The organism is Hydrosulfovibrio ferrireducens, from assembly GCF_046883345.1.
Taxonomy (GTDB): Bacteria; Desulfobacterota; Desulfobulbia; order Desulfobulbales; family Desulfurivibrionaceae; genus Thiovibrio; species Thiovibrio ferrireducens.
The window spans coordinates 20233-36270 of the sequence record NZ_JALKCW010000010.1 but is presented as its reverse complement, the minus strand read 5'-3'; the positions used below and the strand labels follow the sequence as shown (position 1 = coordinate 36270).

At 59.6% G+C, this 16038-nt stretch carries 16 protein-coding genes and 1 tRNA gene; 14 read left to right on the top strand and 3 right to left on the bottom strand.

Going from position 1 to position 16038, the window contains the following annotated elements:
• Positions 1 to 243 precede the first annotated feature (243 nt).
• From MWR57_RS03635 to MWR57_RS03605, 7 genes are all read left to right on the top strand, one after another.
• Positions 244 to 3501, top strand: a complete 3258-nt coding sequence (locus MWR57_RS03635) for a UvrD-helicase domain-containing protein (protein WP_423123427.1) — start codon at positions 244 to 246, stop codon at positions 3499 to 3501.
• Between the two features lie 39 nt (positions 3502 to 3540).
• Entirely contained in the window at positions 3541 to 4095 is a 555-nt protein-coding gene (locus MWR57_RS03630) for a thioredoxin family protein (protein WP_423123426.1), read from the top strand.
• Positions 4064 to 4450, top strand: a complete 387-nt coding sequence (locus MWR57_RS03625) for an acyl-CoA thioesterase (RefSeq protein ID WP_423123425.1) — start codon at positions 4064 to 4066, stop codon at positions 4448 to 4450. The genes MWR57_RS03630 and MWR57_RS03625 overlap by 32 nt, the downstream gene beginning before the upstream one ends.
• A 153-nt stretch (positions 4451 to 4603) precedes the next feature.
• Positions 4604 to 4942 (top strand): hypothetical protein, encoded by a 339-nt coding sequence (locus MWR57_RS03620; RefSeq protein WP_423123424.1) that lies wholly within the window; start codon positions 4604 to 4606, stop codon positions 4940 to 4942.
• Positions 4943 to 5118: 176 nt separating this feature from the next.
• Positions 5119 to 5565 (top strand): universal stress protein, encoded by a 447-nt coding sequence (locus MWR57_RS03615; RefSeq protein ID WP_423123423.1) that lies wholly within the window; start codon positions 5119 to 5121, stop codon positions 5563 to 5565.
• Positions 5566 to 5611: 46 nt separating this feature from the next.
• Positions 5612 to 5794: a hypothetical protein gene (locus MWR57_RS03610; protein ID WP_423123422.1), complete on the top strand. Its 183-nt coding sequence runs from the start codon at positions 5612 to 5614 to the stop codon at positions 5792 to 5794.
• A gap of 26 nt (positions 5795 to 5820) precedes the next feature.
• Positions 5821 to 6126, top strand: a complete 306-nt coding sequence (locus MWR57_RS03605) for a DUF6763 family protein (protein WP_423123421.1) — start codon at positions 5821 to 5823, stop codon at positions 6124 to 6126.
• 60 nt (positions 6127 to 6186) lie between these two features.
• Here the strand turns inward: MWR57_RS03605 and MWR57_RS03600 are convergent, their stop codons facing one another.
• From MWR57_RS03600 to tilS, 3 genes are all read right to left on the bottom strand, one after another.
• Positions 6187 to 6567 (bottom strand): response regulator, encoded by a 381-nt coding sequence (locus tag MWR57_RS03600; RefSeq protein ID WP_479723940.1) that lies wholly within the window; start codon positions 6565 to 6567, stop codon positions 6187 to 6189.
• Positions 6568 to 6821: 254 nt separating this feature from the next.
• Positions 6822 to 6898: transfer RNA gene (locus MWR57_RS03595), tRNA-Arg, on the bottom strand.
• Positions 6899 to 6923: 25 nt separating this feature from the next.
• Positions 6924 to 8399 (bottom strand): tRNA lysidine(34) synthetase TilS, encoded by a 1476-nt coding sequence (tilS, locus tag MWR57_RS03590; protein ID WP_423123419.1) that lies wholly within the window; start codon positions 8397 to 8399, stop codon positions 6924 to 6926.
• Between the two features lie 155 nt (positions 8400 to 8554).
• On the opposite strand from tilS, the gene galU reads away from it, so the two are divergent.
• The 7 genes from galU to MWR57_RS03555 all read left to right on the top strand — a co-directional run bounded on the left by galU (position 8555) and on the right by MWR57_RS03555 (position 15965).
• Complete coding sequence (gene galU, locus MWR57_RS03585) at positions 8555 to 9424, top strand: UTP--glucose-1-phosphate uridylyltransferase GalU (RefSeq protein WP_423123418.1); 870 nt, start codon at positions 8555 to 8557, stop codon at positions 9422 to 9424.
• 158 nt (positions 9425 to 9582) lie between these two features.
• The gene (gene priA, locus MWR57_RS03580; protein ID WP_423123417.1) at positions 9583 to 12033 is read left to right on the top strand and encodes a replication restart helicase PriA; all 2451 of its coding nucleotides are present in this window, start codon (positions 9583 to 9585) and stop codon (positions 12031 to 12033) included.
• A gap of 69 nt (positions 12034 to 12102) precedes the next feature.
• Positions 12103 to 12618: a peptide deformylase gene (def, locus tag MWR57_RS03575; protein ID WP_423123416.1), complete on the top strand. Its 516-nt coding sequence runs from the start codon at positions 12103 to 12105 to the stop codon at positions 12616 to 12618.
• Between the two features lie 3 nt (positions 12619 to 12621).
• Positions 12622 to 13566, top strand: a complete 945-nt coding sequence (fmt, locus tag MWR57_RS03570) for a methionyl-tRNA formyltransferase (RefSeq protein WP_423123415.1) — start codon at positions 12622 to 12624, stop codon at positions 13564 to 13566.
• On the top strand, positions 13563 to 14324 hold the full coding sequence (locus tag MWR57_RS03565; protein WP_423123414.1) for a TVP38/TMEM64 family protein: 762 nt from the start codon (positions 13563 to 13565) through the stop codon (positions 14322 to 14324). Before fmt ends, MWR57_RS03565 begins: the two co-directional genes overlap by 4 nt.
• A complete protein-coding gene (gene larC, locus MWR57_RS03560; RefSeq protein WP_423123413.1) occupies positions 14317 to 15510 on the top strand; it encodes a nickel pincer cofactor biosynthesis protein LarC in 1194 nt (397 codons plus the stop codon). Before MWR57_RS03565 ends, larC begins: the two co-directional genes overlap by 8 nt.
• Positions 15510 to 15965: a phosphatidylglycerophosphatase A family protein gene (locus MWR57_RS03555; RefSeq protein ID WP_423123412.1), complete on the top strand. Its 456-nt coding sequence runs from the start codon at positions 15510 to 15512 to the stop codon at positions 15963 to 15965. Before larC ends, MWR57_RS03555 begins: the two co-directional genes overlap by 1 nt.
• Positions 15966 to 16038 lie beyond the last annotated feature (73 nt).

Sequence of the window (16038 nt, the reverse complement as noted above, 5' to 3'; positions counted from 1 at the left end):
GGACTCAACTCCTCTCTTTTTTCAGCCTCTGCCCGCACTGTCCGGTTAAGAAATTGCATCCGAGGGAAATGCTGTATCATCGCACTAAATAAATCCTCCTCAATCCCCCTTTTTCAAAGGGGGAGCACAGCGATTACTTACAAAGCAGGTAGTGCATATTATTCCCCCCTTTGAAAAAGGGGGGCGAGGGGGGATTTAGACGTTTTTTAAACGAAAGAGATTTTTCAAACGGCAACAAAAAAAATGCGCTATATCGCTGATCTCCATATCCATTCCCCCTTCTCCCGGGCAACCAGCAAGGCCGGAAACCTGCAGGGCCTTGCCGCCTGGGCTCACGTCAAGGGCATCCATCTCCTCGGCACCGGTGACTTCACCCATCCCGGCTGGTTCAGCCAGCTCAAGGAGCAGCTTGAGCCTGCCGAACTGGGGTTTTATAAGCTCAAGGACGAGGCAATTCCTCCGGCCTTATCGGAGGCGACCCCGGTTGCCCTGCCCAGCCGTTTTTTGCTCACCGCTGAGATCAGCTCCATCTACAAGCGGCACGGCGCGGTGCGCAAGGTCCACAATCTGCTCTATGTGCCCGATTTCGCCTCGGCGGAACGGATAAACTCCGTCCTGGCCGGCATCGGCAACATCGAGTCCGACGGCCGCCCCATCCTGGGCCTTGACTCCCGCGATCTGCTCGAAATCCTGCTCGAAAAAGCGCCGGAGGGTTTTCTGGTGCCCGCCCACATCTGGACGCCGTGGTTCTCCCTGTTCGGCTCCCGTTCCGGCTTTAACACCATCGAGGAATGCTACGGCGATCTCAGCCCGCACGTCTTCGCGCTCGAAACCGGCCTCTCCTCGGACCCGGACATGAACCGGCTCATCCCGGCCTTGGACCGCTTCGCCCTGATCTCCAATTCCGATTGCCATTCTCCTGGGAAATTGGGCCGGGAGGCGAACATCTTCAACACCGGCTTCAGCTTTGCCGATCTGCGCGAGGCCCTGAAAAATCCTCTAACCGGCGGTTTTTCCGGGACGATCGAATTCTACCCGGAAGAAGGAAAGTACCATTGCGACGGCCACCGGAACTGCCATGTTTGCCTTGAGCCACTCGAAACCCGGAAAATCGGCTCGATCTGCCCGGTCTGCGGCAAGCCCCTGACCGTGGGGGTGCTGCACCGGGTCATGGAGCTGGCCGAGCGGACCGAGCCGTACTACCCGCCGGGCTCGCCCGCGGTGCACAGCCTTATCCCGCTGCCCGAGGTGTTGGGCGAGATCCTCGGCGCCGGCCCGGCCACCAAGGGGGTGATGGCTCTGTACGCCAAGGTCATCGACCGCTTCGGGTCGGAGTTCAACCTGCTGCTCGACACGCCGGTGGAGGAAATCAACCGGATGTCTCCGGTGCTGGGCAAGGCAGTGGCCCGCATCCGCACAGGCAGGGTCATCCGCACCCCTGGCTACGACGGGGAATTCGGGGTGATCCGGGTTTTTGCTGAAGGGGAGCGAGAGGAGTTGGCCGGCCAGATCAGCCTGTTTGCCGGCAAAAAGACTCTCCAGCCCGCAAAAAAACTATCCCGCTCACCGCTGCCCCTTGAGAGAAACCCCTCTCCTCCCGCCGACACGCCCAAATCCCCAAGAAAACCCAACCCGGAGCAACTGGCCGCCATCACCAGCGCGGCAAGGAATATTCTGGTGGCTGCCGGGCCGGGCACCGGCAAAACCTTTACCCTGGTGGCCAGGATCGAACATCTGCTGACCGCCGAGCATGAACGTCCCGAAGAGATGGTGGCCATCACTTTCACCAACCGGGCAGCCCGCGAGATGCACGAGCGCCTTAGCCGGGAGCTTGGCGAAGCAGCCCGGGCCATCTTCGTGGGCACCTTCCATGGGTATTGCCTGGCCCTGTTGCGCAAGGAAACCCCAGATCTCCTGGTCATCGGCGAGGATGAGCGCGACCTCTATCTGCGCAAGGTTTTCCCGGAAATATCCCGAGCCGAACACCATATCCTCAAAAAGCAACTGGCAGTCTATGTTGACCAGCTCAACAGGGGGACGCTGCCAGCCGGTGGAGCCCTGCCGGAACTTCTTGCGCGCTATATTGCCTCGCTTGCCCCCAACAAGGCCATTGACCTTGATCTGGTCATCCCCCGCTGCGTGGAGCGCCTCAGCAGCGATCCCGCCTTTGCCGAACACATCATCGGCAGGGCGACCCATCTTTTTGTCGACGAATTCCAGGATCTCAACCATCCCCAGTACCAGTTAGTCCTGTTGCTTGGCGCGCAGGCGCGGGTTTTTGCCATCGGCGACCCCAACCAGGCCATTTACGGCTTTCGCGGCAGCGACCTCACCCTTTTCCAGCGATTTAGAGACAGAGAGGGAGTCGCCACCCTGGCCTTGATCCGCAACTACCGTTCAGCCCCTGCCATCATCGACGGCGCGGCCGCTCTCATCCGCCGGAACCGGCAGAGCGGCGACACCCAGCTCGTGGCCGAATGCAGCAGCACGACGCCCATCGAATGGTATCAGGCGCCAAGCGCCCAGGCCGAGGCGGAGTTTATCGTGCGCCGCATCGAAGAGGGGTTGGGCGGCATCAGCAGTCTTTCCCGGCACACCGCCAACCGCGGCGAGCAGACCCCGCCACGGAGCTTTGCCGATTTCGCCATCCTCTACCGGCTCAGCCAACTGGCCGAACCCATTGCCCAAGCCCTGCACCGCAAGGGCATCCCCTTCCAGCTCGTCGGCGCCACCCCCTTTTATCTCAAACCAGCCCTGAAGGGCGCCTGTCATTTTCTCCTGGCTGGTGCGGCAGACGCGAACCTACACGATCATCTCCTGTTGCTGGCCGGCCTTCCAGGCATCGGGGAGGCAACCATCGCCCGCCTGGAACAAGAGCTCCCCATGCGTTGCCCTGATTTTTACAGCGCGGCGTTTGCCCTTCCCCTCCCTGCCGGTGCGGCAAAAAGCATCGCGGCAATGGGAAAAGCCCTCGCGCATTTTCGCCGCGCCGCGGAGCATGGCCTTGCCCTCCCCCTGACCGAGGCCATGCCCATCCTGGGCATTGATCCCCAGGAGCCGGAGGCCAAGCGATTGCTCCAGCTTGCCAACGCCTTTGGCAACGATCTTCAGGGCTTCTGCGAACATCTCCGGCAAAACGCCCAGGCCACCGCATACGATGAACGGGCCGAAGCCGTGGCCCTCATGACCATGCATGGCGCCAAAGGCCTGGAGTTCCCGGTGGTTTTTCTGGCCGGGATTGAAGAGGAGATCCTTCCCTGCACCATTGCCAACCGCCTCAGCGACGTGGAAGAAGAACGCCGTCTTTTCTATGTTGCCATGACCAGAGCCAAGGACCACCTGATTGTAAGCAACGCCGCAAACCGCACCATATTCAACCGGACCGCCGCCCACCTACCCTCCCGCTTTCTCCGGGAAATACCCGCCTCCCTGCTGAACGAGACGGATCAGCTCGTGAGCAAAGGCGGGAAAGGAAACGAACGGCAGATGAAACTTTTTTAGACGAACTTGGCTTGGCGCCGTATCCCAAACAGGAACCCCATGGAAAACCAGGACAGACCAGCACCCCGCACCATCCGCATCGGCGCGGCCAATATCGGGCTGATCGGCCTTGACCAGGCACTGAACACGGCGCTTGCCGGAGAGATGGAGGAAGAGGCGGCGGTGGATTTTCTTTTTGAGGCCATTGCCAAGGAAAATTACATCCCCTTAACCGCGGAGCCTCTCTACCGCGAGGCCTTGCGCGCCGAATACCGCCGCCGCCAAGGAAAACAGGGCGCCGCCCCGGAAATCCTCACCATCCGGGTGCTGGGCTCCGGCTGCGTGACCTGCAACACATTGAGCGCCATGCTCTTTGAGGCCCTGCAGAAATTCAGCCTGGCCGCGGACATGGAATCGGTGCACGATCTCGATGAAATCTGGCGGTTCGGGGTAACAAAAACCCCGGCCCTGATCATCAACCACAGGGTAAAATGCGCCGGGCGGATGCCGTCTTCGGCCGAGGTCGAGGAATGGGTTAGGGAAGAAAGCGAAACGTTGCGCAGCCAAACCGCAGGAGATGGACATGGAGATCACCCAGAAAATGAAAGCCGCTGAAACCCGCATCACCAAGGCGGTTTTCCCAAACACCACCAACCACTACGCCACCCTGTTCGGCGGCACGGCCCTGCAGTGGATGGACGAAGCAGCCTTTATCACCGCCACCCGCTTTTCCCGGCAAAAAATCGTCACGGTTTGCTCGGACCGCATCGATTTCACGACCCCGATCCCGGCCGGCACCTTTGTCGAACTGATCGGCCAGGTGGTCAAGGTCGGCAACACCAGCATCCAGATCCGGGTAACCGTGTATCTTGAACAGATGTACGACGAATCCAGGGTAAAGGCCATCGAGGGACTTTTCACCTTTGTCGCAGTGGACGATGCCATGCGTCCGATTCCGCTTAAGAAATAAAGGCAACCCGGCCCGGCGGGAACAGAGCGTAAAAAAATCCGCCGCCGCCACTTTATTTTTTGATTCACCCCGGAGAATCTGTATACTATGAAATGAGAGCTTCGATTCGGTTGTTGCCCGCACGGCAATCATCACACAGTGCAGAGGTCAGCCATGCCCCTCGCCAACTTTCCCCAAGCGATAGTTCGCTTTGAGATCCAGGTGTACCAGCGCCCCAGCGATGAAAAACGGCTGCGCGATACCCACATCGCCTTTTCCGGCGCCCCCCAAAAACACGCGACCAACCCGCAGAAAATCTGTTTGGTCGTCGACCCCTACAGCGAAAACACCTTTTATTACGAATTCAACACCCAGGATATCTCCTACGTTGAGGAGCTGGCCAACATCGTCACCATGGAGGGCGAGGTGATTCCCATGGCCAGGATCTGGGTGAGAAAAAAAAGCATTGCCATACGCTCCACCCCCTTTGTCGTTGAAAGCACCAGGCGATGAGACGCCAGAGGCGAAAGACACCGCATCTCCTTCCCCAGCCTCACTGCGTTGGTTTCGCTGCCAGCGGCACTTTTACCGGCCATTGACACGCGGCTCCGCGCGGCGCTGCAACCGTCTATAAATCTGGGCTCAATTGCCACGCTGTTCCCAGATCTTTCCCCAGAGGAGGCTCGGCCATGAACAACATCACAAAAATTCTGGTTCCCACGGATTTTTCCGCACATTCAAACCGGGTTCTGCAGTCCGCCATCATGATCGCCCGCAAGTTCGCAGCGGCCATCGAGGTGGTTTTTGTGGTGGAAAGTCTTGACGCCTACGCCGGTTTTGCCGTGCCCCATCTGCCCTTGGAAAATCTGGAAAAAGAACTGCTCGAACGGGCCAAACGCAAGATGACCGAATTCATCACGGAAAACATGCCGCGTGACCTCCCCCATGCGAGCGCGGTGCTCACGGGCAAGGTTGCGGCAGAGATCGTCCGGCACGCCAAAGCCACTGGGTGCGACATGATCATGATCGGCACCCAGACCTGCAAGGGAGTGGAAAAAACCCTGTTCGGCAGCGTTACCGAGCGGGTGATCAAGACCGCTCACTGCCCTGTCCTCAGCATGAATCCATGCTTGTAACGATCCGGATTTCCGGCATTACGCTCACCATCCACGGAGGTTTCCCATGAAAATGCTCGACATCAAAGCAAAGGCGAAAGATCTTGGCCTCAGGGCAGGCAAGATGAAAAAAGAGGAGCTCATCCGCGCCATCCAGGAAAGAGAAGGGAATTTCCCCTGCTTTGGCTCAGCCATGGAACACTGCAGCCAGGAAGATTGCTGCTGGCGAGAGGATTGCCTGCTCATGTAGCAAAAAACCGTTCTCCGGAAAAGACCATGCCGACCGACACTGAACCCATTGAAGGCAACTGGTACGAGGCCATCGAGGATGGCGCCCGCTTCGTCGTGGTCACCGTTGACGAGGAGGAAGGGCTTATCGAACTCCAGCATGAGGATGGGGCAACGGAAGAAATCACCCTCGAAGCCTGGCATGAGGCCGATCTTACCGGCATTGCCCCGCCGGACGAAACAGGATTGTTTGATGAATTGGCTGAGCAGGACGATGAGGCGCAGGAGTGGGGCCAAACAGAAAAGCAGGAAGATGACGATTGGGGGGAGCCTTTGCCCGAGATTGAGGAATAAGGGCACGATATCCGCTGGCAAATTTTCTTAAATGTCCTGCAGAAGGAGCGGCTCCGGCCTTCAGCCCCCCACCTGCCCCAGGGCAAGAACCTTGTCGATGCTCTCCCGCAGATTCTCTCTGGTAAAAGGCTTGACCACATAATCACTGACCTGGGCCCGAATCGCTTCCAGAATCAGATGCGGCTGCGCCTCGGCGGTTACCATGATAAAGGGGGTGTTCCGGGTGCGCTCGTTGTTCCGGACACTCCGCAGCACCTCGATGCCGTGCATTCCCCGCATGCACCAGTCGGAAAGAATAAGGTCCGCCCCGTCTTGCGCCAGAATCGTTAGCGCCTTCTCCCCGCTGTCCGCCTCAAGGATATGCGTATACCCCAAGGAGCGCAGGTGGTTGATAATGATCCTCCGCATGACCAGGGAATCATCAACCACCAACACTTTCATATCGTAATCGATTTCCATTCTTGCGCGATCTATGCCATATAACCGGCATTTTGCCGGATTTCTCCGCGGAAGGAGCCATGTATCGCTCCTGATTTTTTTAATTATAACGGAGGATCCCGAGGAATTAAAGCAATAGATGGGAACCATCACGCTTCTGTGGCACAGGCGAAGGCAGCACGGAAAATACCCTTTCGCAACCGGCGCGATGCCCACAAAAAAAGGAACCAGCATTTCGGCTGATTCCTTATAATTTTTGGTGGGCGGAGCGGGGATCGAACCCACGACCTTTGGCTTCGGAGGCCAACACTCTATCCAACTGAGCTACCCGCCCTCGGGTTTTTCTGTACAATGGCAACCTACTTACCATGTATCGCTTTTTCAGTAAAGCCATTTTCACCGGTGGGCAAAGGGTGCAGGCTTACGGCCAGAATCCTTCTGGTGCTTGGAGAGAGGGCTGCCCGCTGGTCAGGACGCACGCCGAGGATGGCAATGATCCCCTCGCGGTCGGCCAGGATGGGTATCCGTCTCCGTTGGATCACGGGGATCTTCCGGTCGGTGAAAAAATCGCCGACCTTTTTTGAGCCCGGCGCGCCCAGGGGATGAAAGCGATCTCCCTGCCTAACGGTGTGCACCGTCATGGGAAAGGAGACTTTGTCGGCATCGCAATACAGGGTCTGAGAAGACTCATCTTTCCATCCCTCGGGCGCCGCCGCCAAAAAGCACAGGGTAATCCTCGCCCCTGAGCCCTCCCAAACATATTCCCCCGGGCCGGAAAGCTCCCTGCACACAAAGCCCTCTTCCCTATCCGCCGCCAAGAGATTGCCGCGCACTGCCTGTTGCCCCTGGGGATAACCAAAGCCCATTCGCCCTTCTGCCTTCACAACCCGTAACCCTTGGGCCAGATGCAATCCCGCGCCCTCATCCCCGGTTTCCGCCAGGGAGAGAAGCTGGGCAATTTGCCTGAACGTCGGCCTGCAGCCCATGCGCCAGCAAGCTGTTTCCGCAATGCGCCGCCGGATGGCCAGGGGGTGGCGCAAAAAATCCGCCACCTGGATCGCCAGCCCGGAGGGTTCGCTCCCCTCCTCCGCAACCACCTGGACATAGGCCTGACTGGCCATCCCGGCCAGCAGCTCCTCTTCCCCTTGCAAAATCGCCGCTGTTTCCCGCAGGGAGTTGCCGATATTGGGGTTAAAATGTTCCTCTAAATAGGGCAGCAGATCAAGCCGTATCCGGTTGCGCAGATACATCCGCTCCCGGTTGGAGCTGTCGAGACAATAGGGGATAGCTTCTTCGGCAAGATAGCGGAAAATCTCCTTCTTGGCGATGCCCAAAAAAGGCCGGATCACAAGACCATCGCGCATTCCGGCCATGCCGGTCAAACCCGCGCGGCCGGTACCCCGGATAAGCCGCAACAAAATCTCCTCGGCCTGATCATCCGCCGTATGCGCCACGGCAATCTTCGTGGCTCCATGGCGCGCCGCCACCTCCGCCAAAAATCCGTAGCGAAGATTGCGGGCGGCATGCTCGATGGAGAGCCCCTCTTCCCTGGCGCAGGCAACAACCTCCAGCCGGCCGCACTCGCAGGCAAGCCCCAGGGACAAAGCCGTTTCCCGCACCAGTCGCTCTTCCGCCTCCGCTTCCTTGGGCCGCAAGCCATGATCCACATGGGCAACCACCAGAGAACAATCGAACACTGGGGCCAGATGCGCCAAAACCTGCAGCAGGGCCATGGAATCCGGTCCTCCGGACACCGCCACAACGCAGCGTTCTCCAACGGCAAGAAGCGCCTGACGCCTGATAATTTTTTCTGTTTTTTTCAGGAAAGAATGCATCCGTCTCGTTCACGATGCCCCAGGTAACAATCCGATCTCCAGGGAGTTTTTACGGGGCTTCATTATTTCCCTTGAAGTAGCAGCTATCTTTGGCTATGTGGTATACCATAACTGTAGTCTGTCTTTTTTAAAAAATACTCAGCAACGGGTCTCCCATGAACGTACGCAAAGCCGTTATCCCAGTGGCCGGCAAAGGCACCCGCTTTCTTCCAGCCAGCAAGGCGATCCCCAAGGAAATGCTCACCATCGTCGACCGCCCCACCATCCAGTACATTGTCGAAGAGGTGGTCGCCTCCGGAATCGAAGAGATTGTTTTTGTCACCAGCCAGGGCAAGTCGGCCATTGAAAATCATTTCGACTACGATTTCGAACTCGACACCATCCTCCGGCAAAAGGGCAAAGATGCGCTCTGCGAAGAGATCAACCACATCTCGAATCTCATCGACATTACCACGGTCCGCCAGAAAAAACCATTGGGACTGGGCCACGCCATCTGGACCACCAGAAACGTCATTGGCAACGAGCCCTTCCTGGTGCTGCTGGGCGATGATCTGGTCTTGAGCAAGGTGCCCTGCTGCCAGCAGATGCTCACCCTGCACCAGGAAATGGACGCGCCCATTGTGGCGATCCAAAAGGTGCCGGCCGAGGAAACCAACCAGTACGGGATCGTGGAGGGAACCCAGGTCCGGGAAGGGGTGTATCAGGTGGACCGCATGGTGGAAAAGCCCGCCCCCGGCACCACCGACTCCGACCTGGCAATCATCGGCCGCTATCTCCTGACCCCGGAAATCTTTCCCATGCTCGAGAAAACCACGCCCGGCCACGGCGGAGAGATCCAGCTCACCGACGCCCTGCTGGCCCTGGCCAAACAACGCCCCATGTATGCCTATGAATTCACCGGCACCCGTTTCGACGCAGGCGACAAACTCGGCTACCTCAAAGCCATTGTCGCCTATGCTCTGCGGCATCCCGTGATATCCAAGGAGTTCAAGAAACACATCAAGGAGGTTTGCGCGGATTTTTAGTTTCGCCGAACTTGCAGCCGCAATTTTTTCCGTCGCTGGGGCGCAGAGTTCTCGCTCTTTGATTTCAGCGTGCTGTCTCTGCACGTCTGCGACTGTGCGTCGCATTTTTAGTTGTCATCAGATCATCAACCTTTGTTGCACAATTCACCGACAGGCCCATGTCCGCATCCCCTCCCTATCTTGAAGTCGCCGTGGCCGCGCCCCTGCCGCAAACCCTGACCTACGCCCTCCCGAGCAGCGGGGAGATCCCCGCCCCGGGTCAGCGGGTGCTGGTCCCCTTGGGAGGACGGTTGCTCACCGGCTATGTCCTGGCCGTAACCCAAGAAAAGCCCGCATTCCGCCTCAAGCCCATTGCCGATCTCCTCGATGATTTCCCGGTGTTTCCGGAAGGCATGGTCCCCTTTTTCCGCTGGGTGGCCCGCTACTATCATTATCCAATAGGGGAGGTAATCCGGGGCGCGCTGCCCGGCGGGCTCACCTCGCAGAGCGGCCGACAAATCATGGCCACCGAGGCGGGGCTGCACTATTTCCTTGTTGAACAACCCCAGCTTGTCCATGACCATCCCTGGCTTGCCAGTGTGACCGCCAAGAAAAAACTCAGTGCCGCAACGGTGCGCAAGCTCTGGCGCGGCAAGGAAAGGCGGATCATCGAGCAGTGGGGTGAGCAGGGGCTGATCTCGGTGGAGCAGATTATTTCCGGGGCGACCATCGGCCAGAAAACGGAAACCTGCGTGTTCCTTGCCTCGGAGCCGCTTGCCCCGGAGACCCTCGCCAACCTCAAGCCTTCGGAAAAAAAGACCCTCGCCCTCCTTGAAGAAATGCTGCTCCCTGCACCCCAGGCGCTTCCCCGGAGGGAGCTGACCAAGGCTTACAGCGGCGCGGCAAAGGCCCTCGCCTCTCTGGCCGGAAAAGGGGTTCTCCGCCTGGAAGAACGCCCGGTGTATCGCGACCCCTTTGGCGAAACCCCGCTTTTTTATCCCAGGCCACCCCAGCTCACCGCTGATCAGGAAAATGGACTTGCCCAACTGAACCCGGCCATCGCCAAGAAAAAATACGCGCCCTTTCTCCTGCACGGCGTCACCGGCAGCGGCAAGACCGAGGTCTACCTGCGGGCGGCGGAGGCCACCCTGGCCTTGGGCCGCAGCGTCCTGGTGCTGGTGCCGGAGATCGCCCTGGCCACCCAACTGGAAGCGCATTTCCTTTCCCGCTTTGGCGAGACCGTGGCCCTGCTCCACAGCGGCCTGGCCAGGGGGGAGCGATTCGACCAGTGGCAGCGGGTGGTTTCCGGCAAGGCGCGCATCGTCATCGGCGCCCGCTCCGCCATCTTCGCGCCCCTTGGTGACCCGGGGCTGATCATCGTGGATGAGGAACACGACGGTGCCTACAAGCAAGAAGACAGCCTGCGCTACCAGGGCCGCGACCTGGCCCTGGTCCGGGGCAGCCAGACCGGGGCCACGGTGCTCCTCGGCTCGGCCACCCCGTCGCTGGCCAGCTATCAGCACGCGCTCAGCGGCAAGTACACCCTGCTCAGCCTGCCGACCAGAATCGAAAACCGGCCCCTGCCCCAGGTGGAGCTGGTCGATCTCCAGGCGGTGAACACGGTTTCCGGTAGGCCGCCGCTTTTTTCCCCGCAACTCAAACAGGCACTGCGGGCAACCCTGGCCCGGCAGGAGCAGAGTCTCGTCTTTTTAAACCGCCGCGGCTTTGCCGGCTGCATGCTCTGCTCCGACTGCGGCCAGGCGGTGCAATGCCCCCATTGCCGGATAACCCTGACCCTGCACAAGGGCAGGGGCGAACTGGTCTGCCATTACTGCGGCTATGCCACCAACAGCCGCACGGTCTGTACCAATTGCCGCTCCATCAATCTGGCGCCCATCGGTTTCGGCACGGAACGCATCGAAGAGGAACTTGCGGGGATGTTCCCCAAGGCCCGTATCGCCCGGCTCGACCACGACACCACCCGCAACCGTCAGGATTTCCTTCGCATCCTCCGGGCAGTGCACGACCGGGAGGTGGACATTCTCGTAGGCACCCAGATGATCACCAAGGGCCACCATTTCCCCCATGTCACCCTGGTGGGCATTGTCTGGGCCGATGCCGGGCTCGGCATGCCCGATTACAAGGCAGGCGAGCGCACCTTCCAGCTTTTGGCCCAAGTCACCGGGCGGGCGGGGAGGGGCGAGCAGCCGGGCAGGGTCATTGTCCAGACCCACCAGCCCACCCACTACAGCATTGCCGCAGCCCGCGACCACGATTATCCCCGGTTTTTCGAAAAAGAAACCGGACTGCGCAAGGCCTTGGGCTATCCGCCCTTCAGCCGCCTCATCAATCTGGTTCTTGACGGCGAACAGGAAGAGGCGGTGCAAAACAGGGCTGAAGCCCTGGCAGCCAAGGGCAAGGCCCTGCGCCGGTATCGCAAAACCGGGATCCTCGGCCCGGCCCCGGCTCCCCTGGCCAGATTGCGGGGCAGATTCCGCTGGCAGATCCTGCTCAAGGGGACTGACCTTGAAGAGCTGCACTCCCTCTGCCTGGAGTTGGAACAGGAGCACGCCCGGTTGGCTGGAAAGGTGAATTTGTCGGTGGACGTTGATCCGGAAAATATGTTATAAATTGTCTCCTTAATCACCCCGGTTCATCCCGGCGAAACCAAAAAAAACGCATCACCAAGGATACTCCCCATGGCTCTGCGAGAGATTGTCACCTATCCCTTTCCCATTCTCAAGGACACGGCCAAGCCGGTGACCGACTTCGGTGAGGAGCTCAAAAAGCTGGTGGCCGACATGGCGGAAACCATGTACGACGCCCCCGGCGTCGGCCTAGCGGCCCCGCAGATCAACATCCCCCTGCAGCTCTGCGTCATTGACATCTCGCCCAAGGACACGCCCAGGGAGCTGATCGTGCTAGCCAATCCCAAGATCATCAAGGGCGAGGGGGAAGAGGTTGATGAAGAGGGGTGTCTCAGCGTGCGGGAGTACTCCAGCAAGGTTCCCCGTTACACAAAAATTTGGGTGGAGGCCCAGGACATCAACGGCCAGCCCCTAAGCTTTGAGGCGGAGGATTATTACGCCCGGGTGATCCAGCACGAGCTTGATCACCTAAACGGCACCCTGTTCATCGACCGGATCAGCTCCCTCAAGCGGACGCTCTATAAAAAGAAGCTCAAAAAGATGCTCAAGGCCGAAGAGGGGAAATAACCGGTGGCAGCCAAGTACCGCATCATCTTCATGGGGACCCCCGAGTTTGCCGTGCCCTCACTGCAAGCGCTGCTCGACCATGGGGAAGAGGTGGTGGCCGTGGTCTGCCAGCCGGACAAGCCCAAGGGCCGCGGCCGCAAGCTGAGCCCGCCGCCGGTCAAGGAGCTGGCACTGGCTGCGGGCCTCCCGGTACTCCAGCCAACCAAGGTTCGAACCCCTGAATTTCTTGAAGAGCTCCGCGCCTATAGGCCGGATCTCATGGTGGTAACCGCCTATGGCCGCATTCTGACCGGGCCGGTGCTCAACCTGCCGCGCTTGGGCACCATCAACGTACACGGCTCGCTCCTCCCCAAATACCGGGGCGCGGCGCCGGTCCAGTGGGCGGTATTGAACGGCGACCCGGAAACCGGCATCACCATCATGCAGATGGACGAGGGCATGGACACCGGCGATATTCTTCTGCCGGGAAGCCTGGCTATCCAGCCAGACGACACCTCCGGCACCCTGGCCGTGAAGATGGCCGCCCTCGGGGGCCGATTGTTGATCGAAGCCCTGGAACTCCTCAAGGCAGGAAACCTCCCCCCGCAGAAACAGGACGACAGCCTTGCCACCCCAGCCCCCCCCCTCACCAAGGAGTTGAGCCCCATCGACTGGCAGAAATCGGCCCAAAAAATCAGTTGCCAGATCAGGGGGTTGGACCCGTGGCCCATGGCCCACACCACCCTGGAGGGCAAATGGCTGCGTTTTTTTGCCCCGCAGGTGATCCCCGGCCCGGTACGCGAAGCGCCCGGCACCCTGTGCAGGGCCGACAAAACCGGCTTAACCGTGGCCACGGGCGAAGGGTATCTGCGCCTCGGCGAGGTGCAGCTTGAAGGGTCCAAACGGATGAGCGCGGACGCCTTTCTCCGGGGCAGGCCTCTTGCTTCCGGCATCAGGTTCCCCACATGACCCGGTTCCTGAAAAGCCGCATCTTCTACCTGGTTCTCATCCTGGCCGGGATTGGAGCCGTTACCCTCTACGCGCTCCAAGAGGACAACCTGTTCGGCAGGGTCATTTCCTACCTGCAAAATTCCCGGCACCACGGGGAACAGCTCCGGGAAGCCATCCTGGCCAAAGGCGTCTTCGCGCCGCTCATCTTCATCGCCCTGCAGGTTCTCCAGGTGCTGATCGCCCCCATTCCCGGCGAGGCCAGCGGCATCTTGGGCGGCTACCTCTTCGGAGCCCTACCCGCCTTTGCCTACTCCACTCTGGGACTCACCATCGGTTCCATGCTGGCCTTTGTCGTCGGCCGCTTGCTCAGCGATCTGGTTCGCCGCCGCCTGGAACACGCCGCCATCTACAAACGGTTTAACCACTTGATTTCCAAGGGTGATTTTATTATTCCCTTTGTGCTCTTTCTCCTGCCCGGCTTTCCCAAGGATTCCCTGGCCTACCTGCTGGGCATGAGCCACATGCCGATGCCGGTGTTTCTCTTCATCACCGCGGTGGGCCGGATCCCTGGCACCCTGCTTCTCTCCTTCCAAGGGGCCGAGATCTACCAAGGCAACTACCTGAAGTTTGCGATTCTCCTGGCGGTTTCGGCCCTAGTCGCCATCCCGTATGCCTTCTATCACAAGCAGATTCTCACCTGGCTCACCCATTACAGCAAACGGACCTTTCCCGACGACGATAACAACAGCCCTGGCCCGGTGAAAAAAAATGACTGACCAGCGCACCATCGCCTATATCGACTGTTTTTCCGGAATCAGCGGCGACATGTTCCTTGGCGCCCTGCTCGACGCCGGACTGCCGGAAGCGGAGCTACGCAGCCAGCTTTCCTTGCTCGGCCTTGACGGCTACACTCTGACCGTGGGCAAAAAAAGCTGCGGAGCCATCGCCGCCACCACCCTTTCGGTTGAAAGCAGCGAGAACCATCCGCACCGCACCTTGGCGGATATCCGGCAGCTCATCGCCGCAAGTAGGCTCGCGGAGCCGGTCAAGGCAACAGCGCTTGCCATCTTCTCCCTGCTGGCCGAGGCCGAGGGGAAGGTGCATGGCAAGCCGGCGGACACGGTACATTTCCATGAAGTAGGGGGAATCGACGCTATTATTGATATAGTCGGCGCGGCCATCGGCCTTGCCTGCCTGAAGATCACCCACCTGCATTGCGCCCCCCTGCCCATGCCGCGCGGCTGGGTCCAGTGCGCCCATGGCCGGTTGCCCCTGCCTGCGCCTGCGGTGTGCGAACTGCTGCAAGGGATGCCCGCCTACGGGGTGGAGCTGAACCAGGAACTGGTCACCCCGACCGGGGCGGCCATAGTCAAGGCGTTGGCCGCCGATTTTGGTCCCATGCCAGCCATGACCATCACCGGCGTGGGCTACGGCGCCGGCAGCCAGGAGCTGGCCAATGGTCAGCCCAATATTTTGCGATTGATCCTCGGCACCGCCCGGATCGCGGTCGAAGCCCAGGAGGTGGAGGTAATCGAAACCCATCTGGACGACTGGTCCCCGGAAACCTTTCCCTATCTCAGTGAACGGCTATTTTTCCTGGGCGCGCTGGATGTGGCCCTGATCCCCATTCAGATGAAAAAAGGGCGGCCCGGCTTTTTGTTGCGGGTGATCTGCGACCGGGCTGCCTCCTTGGCAATCAAGGAATGCATCCTCAGCGAAACCACGGCTATCGGGTTGCGTTTCCGCACGGAACAGCGCTGGACCCTGCCCCGGGAAATCGGCACGGTTCCCACACGCTGGGGCGAGGTAAAAGTAAAGAAGGTAACGACTCCCACCGGCGAGGTGTTTACCCCGGAATACGAAGATTGCCGACGGGTGGCAATCGCGCAGGGCGTCTCGATCAAAGCGGTGTACGCCGAAGTGGCTCGCGCCGAATGCACGGATTTTACAAAGGATACCTAATGGATCGTTTATTCATGACCATTGCCACCGGTTTCGGTGCGGGCTATCTGCCCAAGGCCCCCGGCACCTGGGGCACCCTGCTGGCCCTGCCCCTGCATTTTTTTCTCCGCCAACTGGCGCCGAACCATTATGCCCTTGCCCTGGGGGGTATCTTTTTCATCGGAGTCATCACGGCCGGACAGGCGGAAAAAATTCTGGATCGCAAAGACCCCGGCGTAATAGTGATCGACGAGGTCATCGGCATGCTCATCACCCTGATTGGTGCGCCGAACAACCCACTGATCTGGCTGCTGGGTTTTCTCATCTTCCGTTTTTTCGACATTTTCAAGCCCTATCCCATCCGGATCATCGACCAACGGATCAACGGCGGCATGGGCATCGTCCTGGATGATGTGCTGGCCGGGGTTTACAGTTGTATCGTCCTGCAAATTTTCTGTTATGCTATAATTGGATAAGAAAGGGATTCCCCTGCCCCGAAACCTGAGGGCAACGACCTGCAAAAATCATCGGACCGTCCTCCGTTTCACG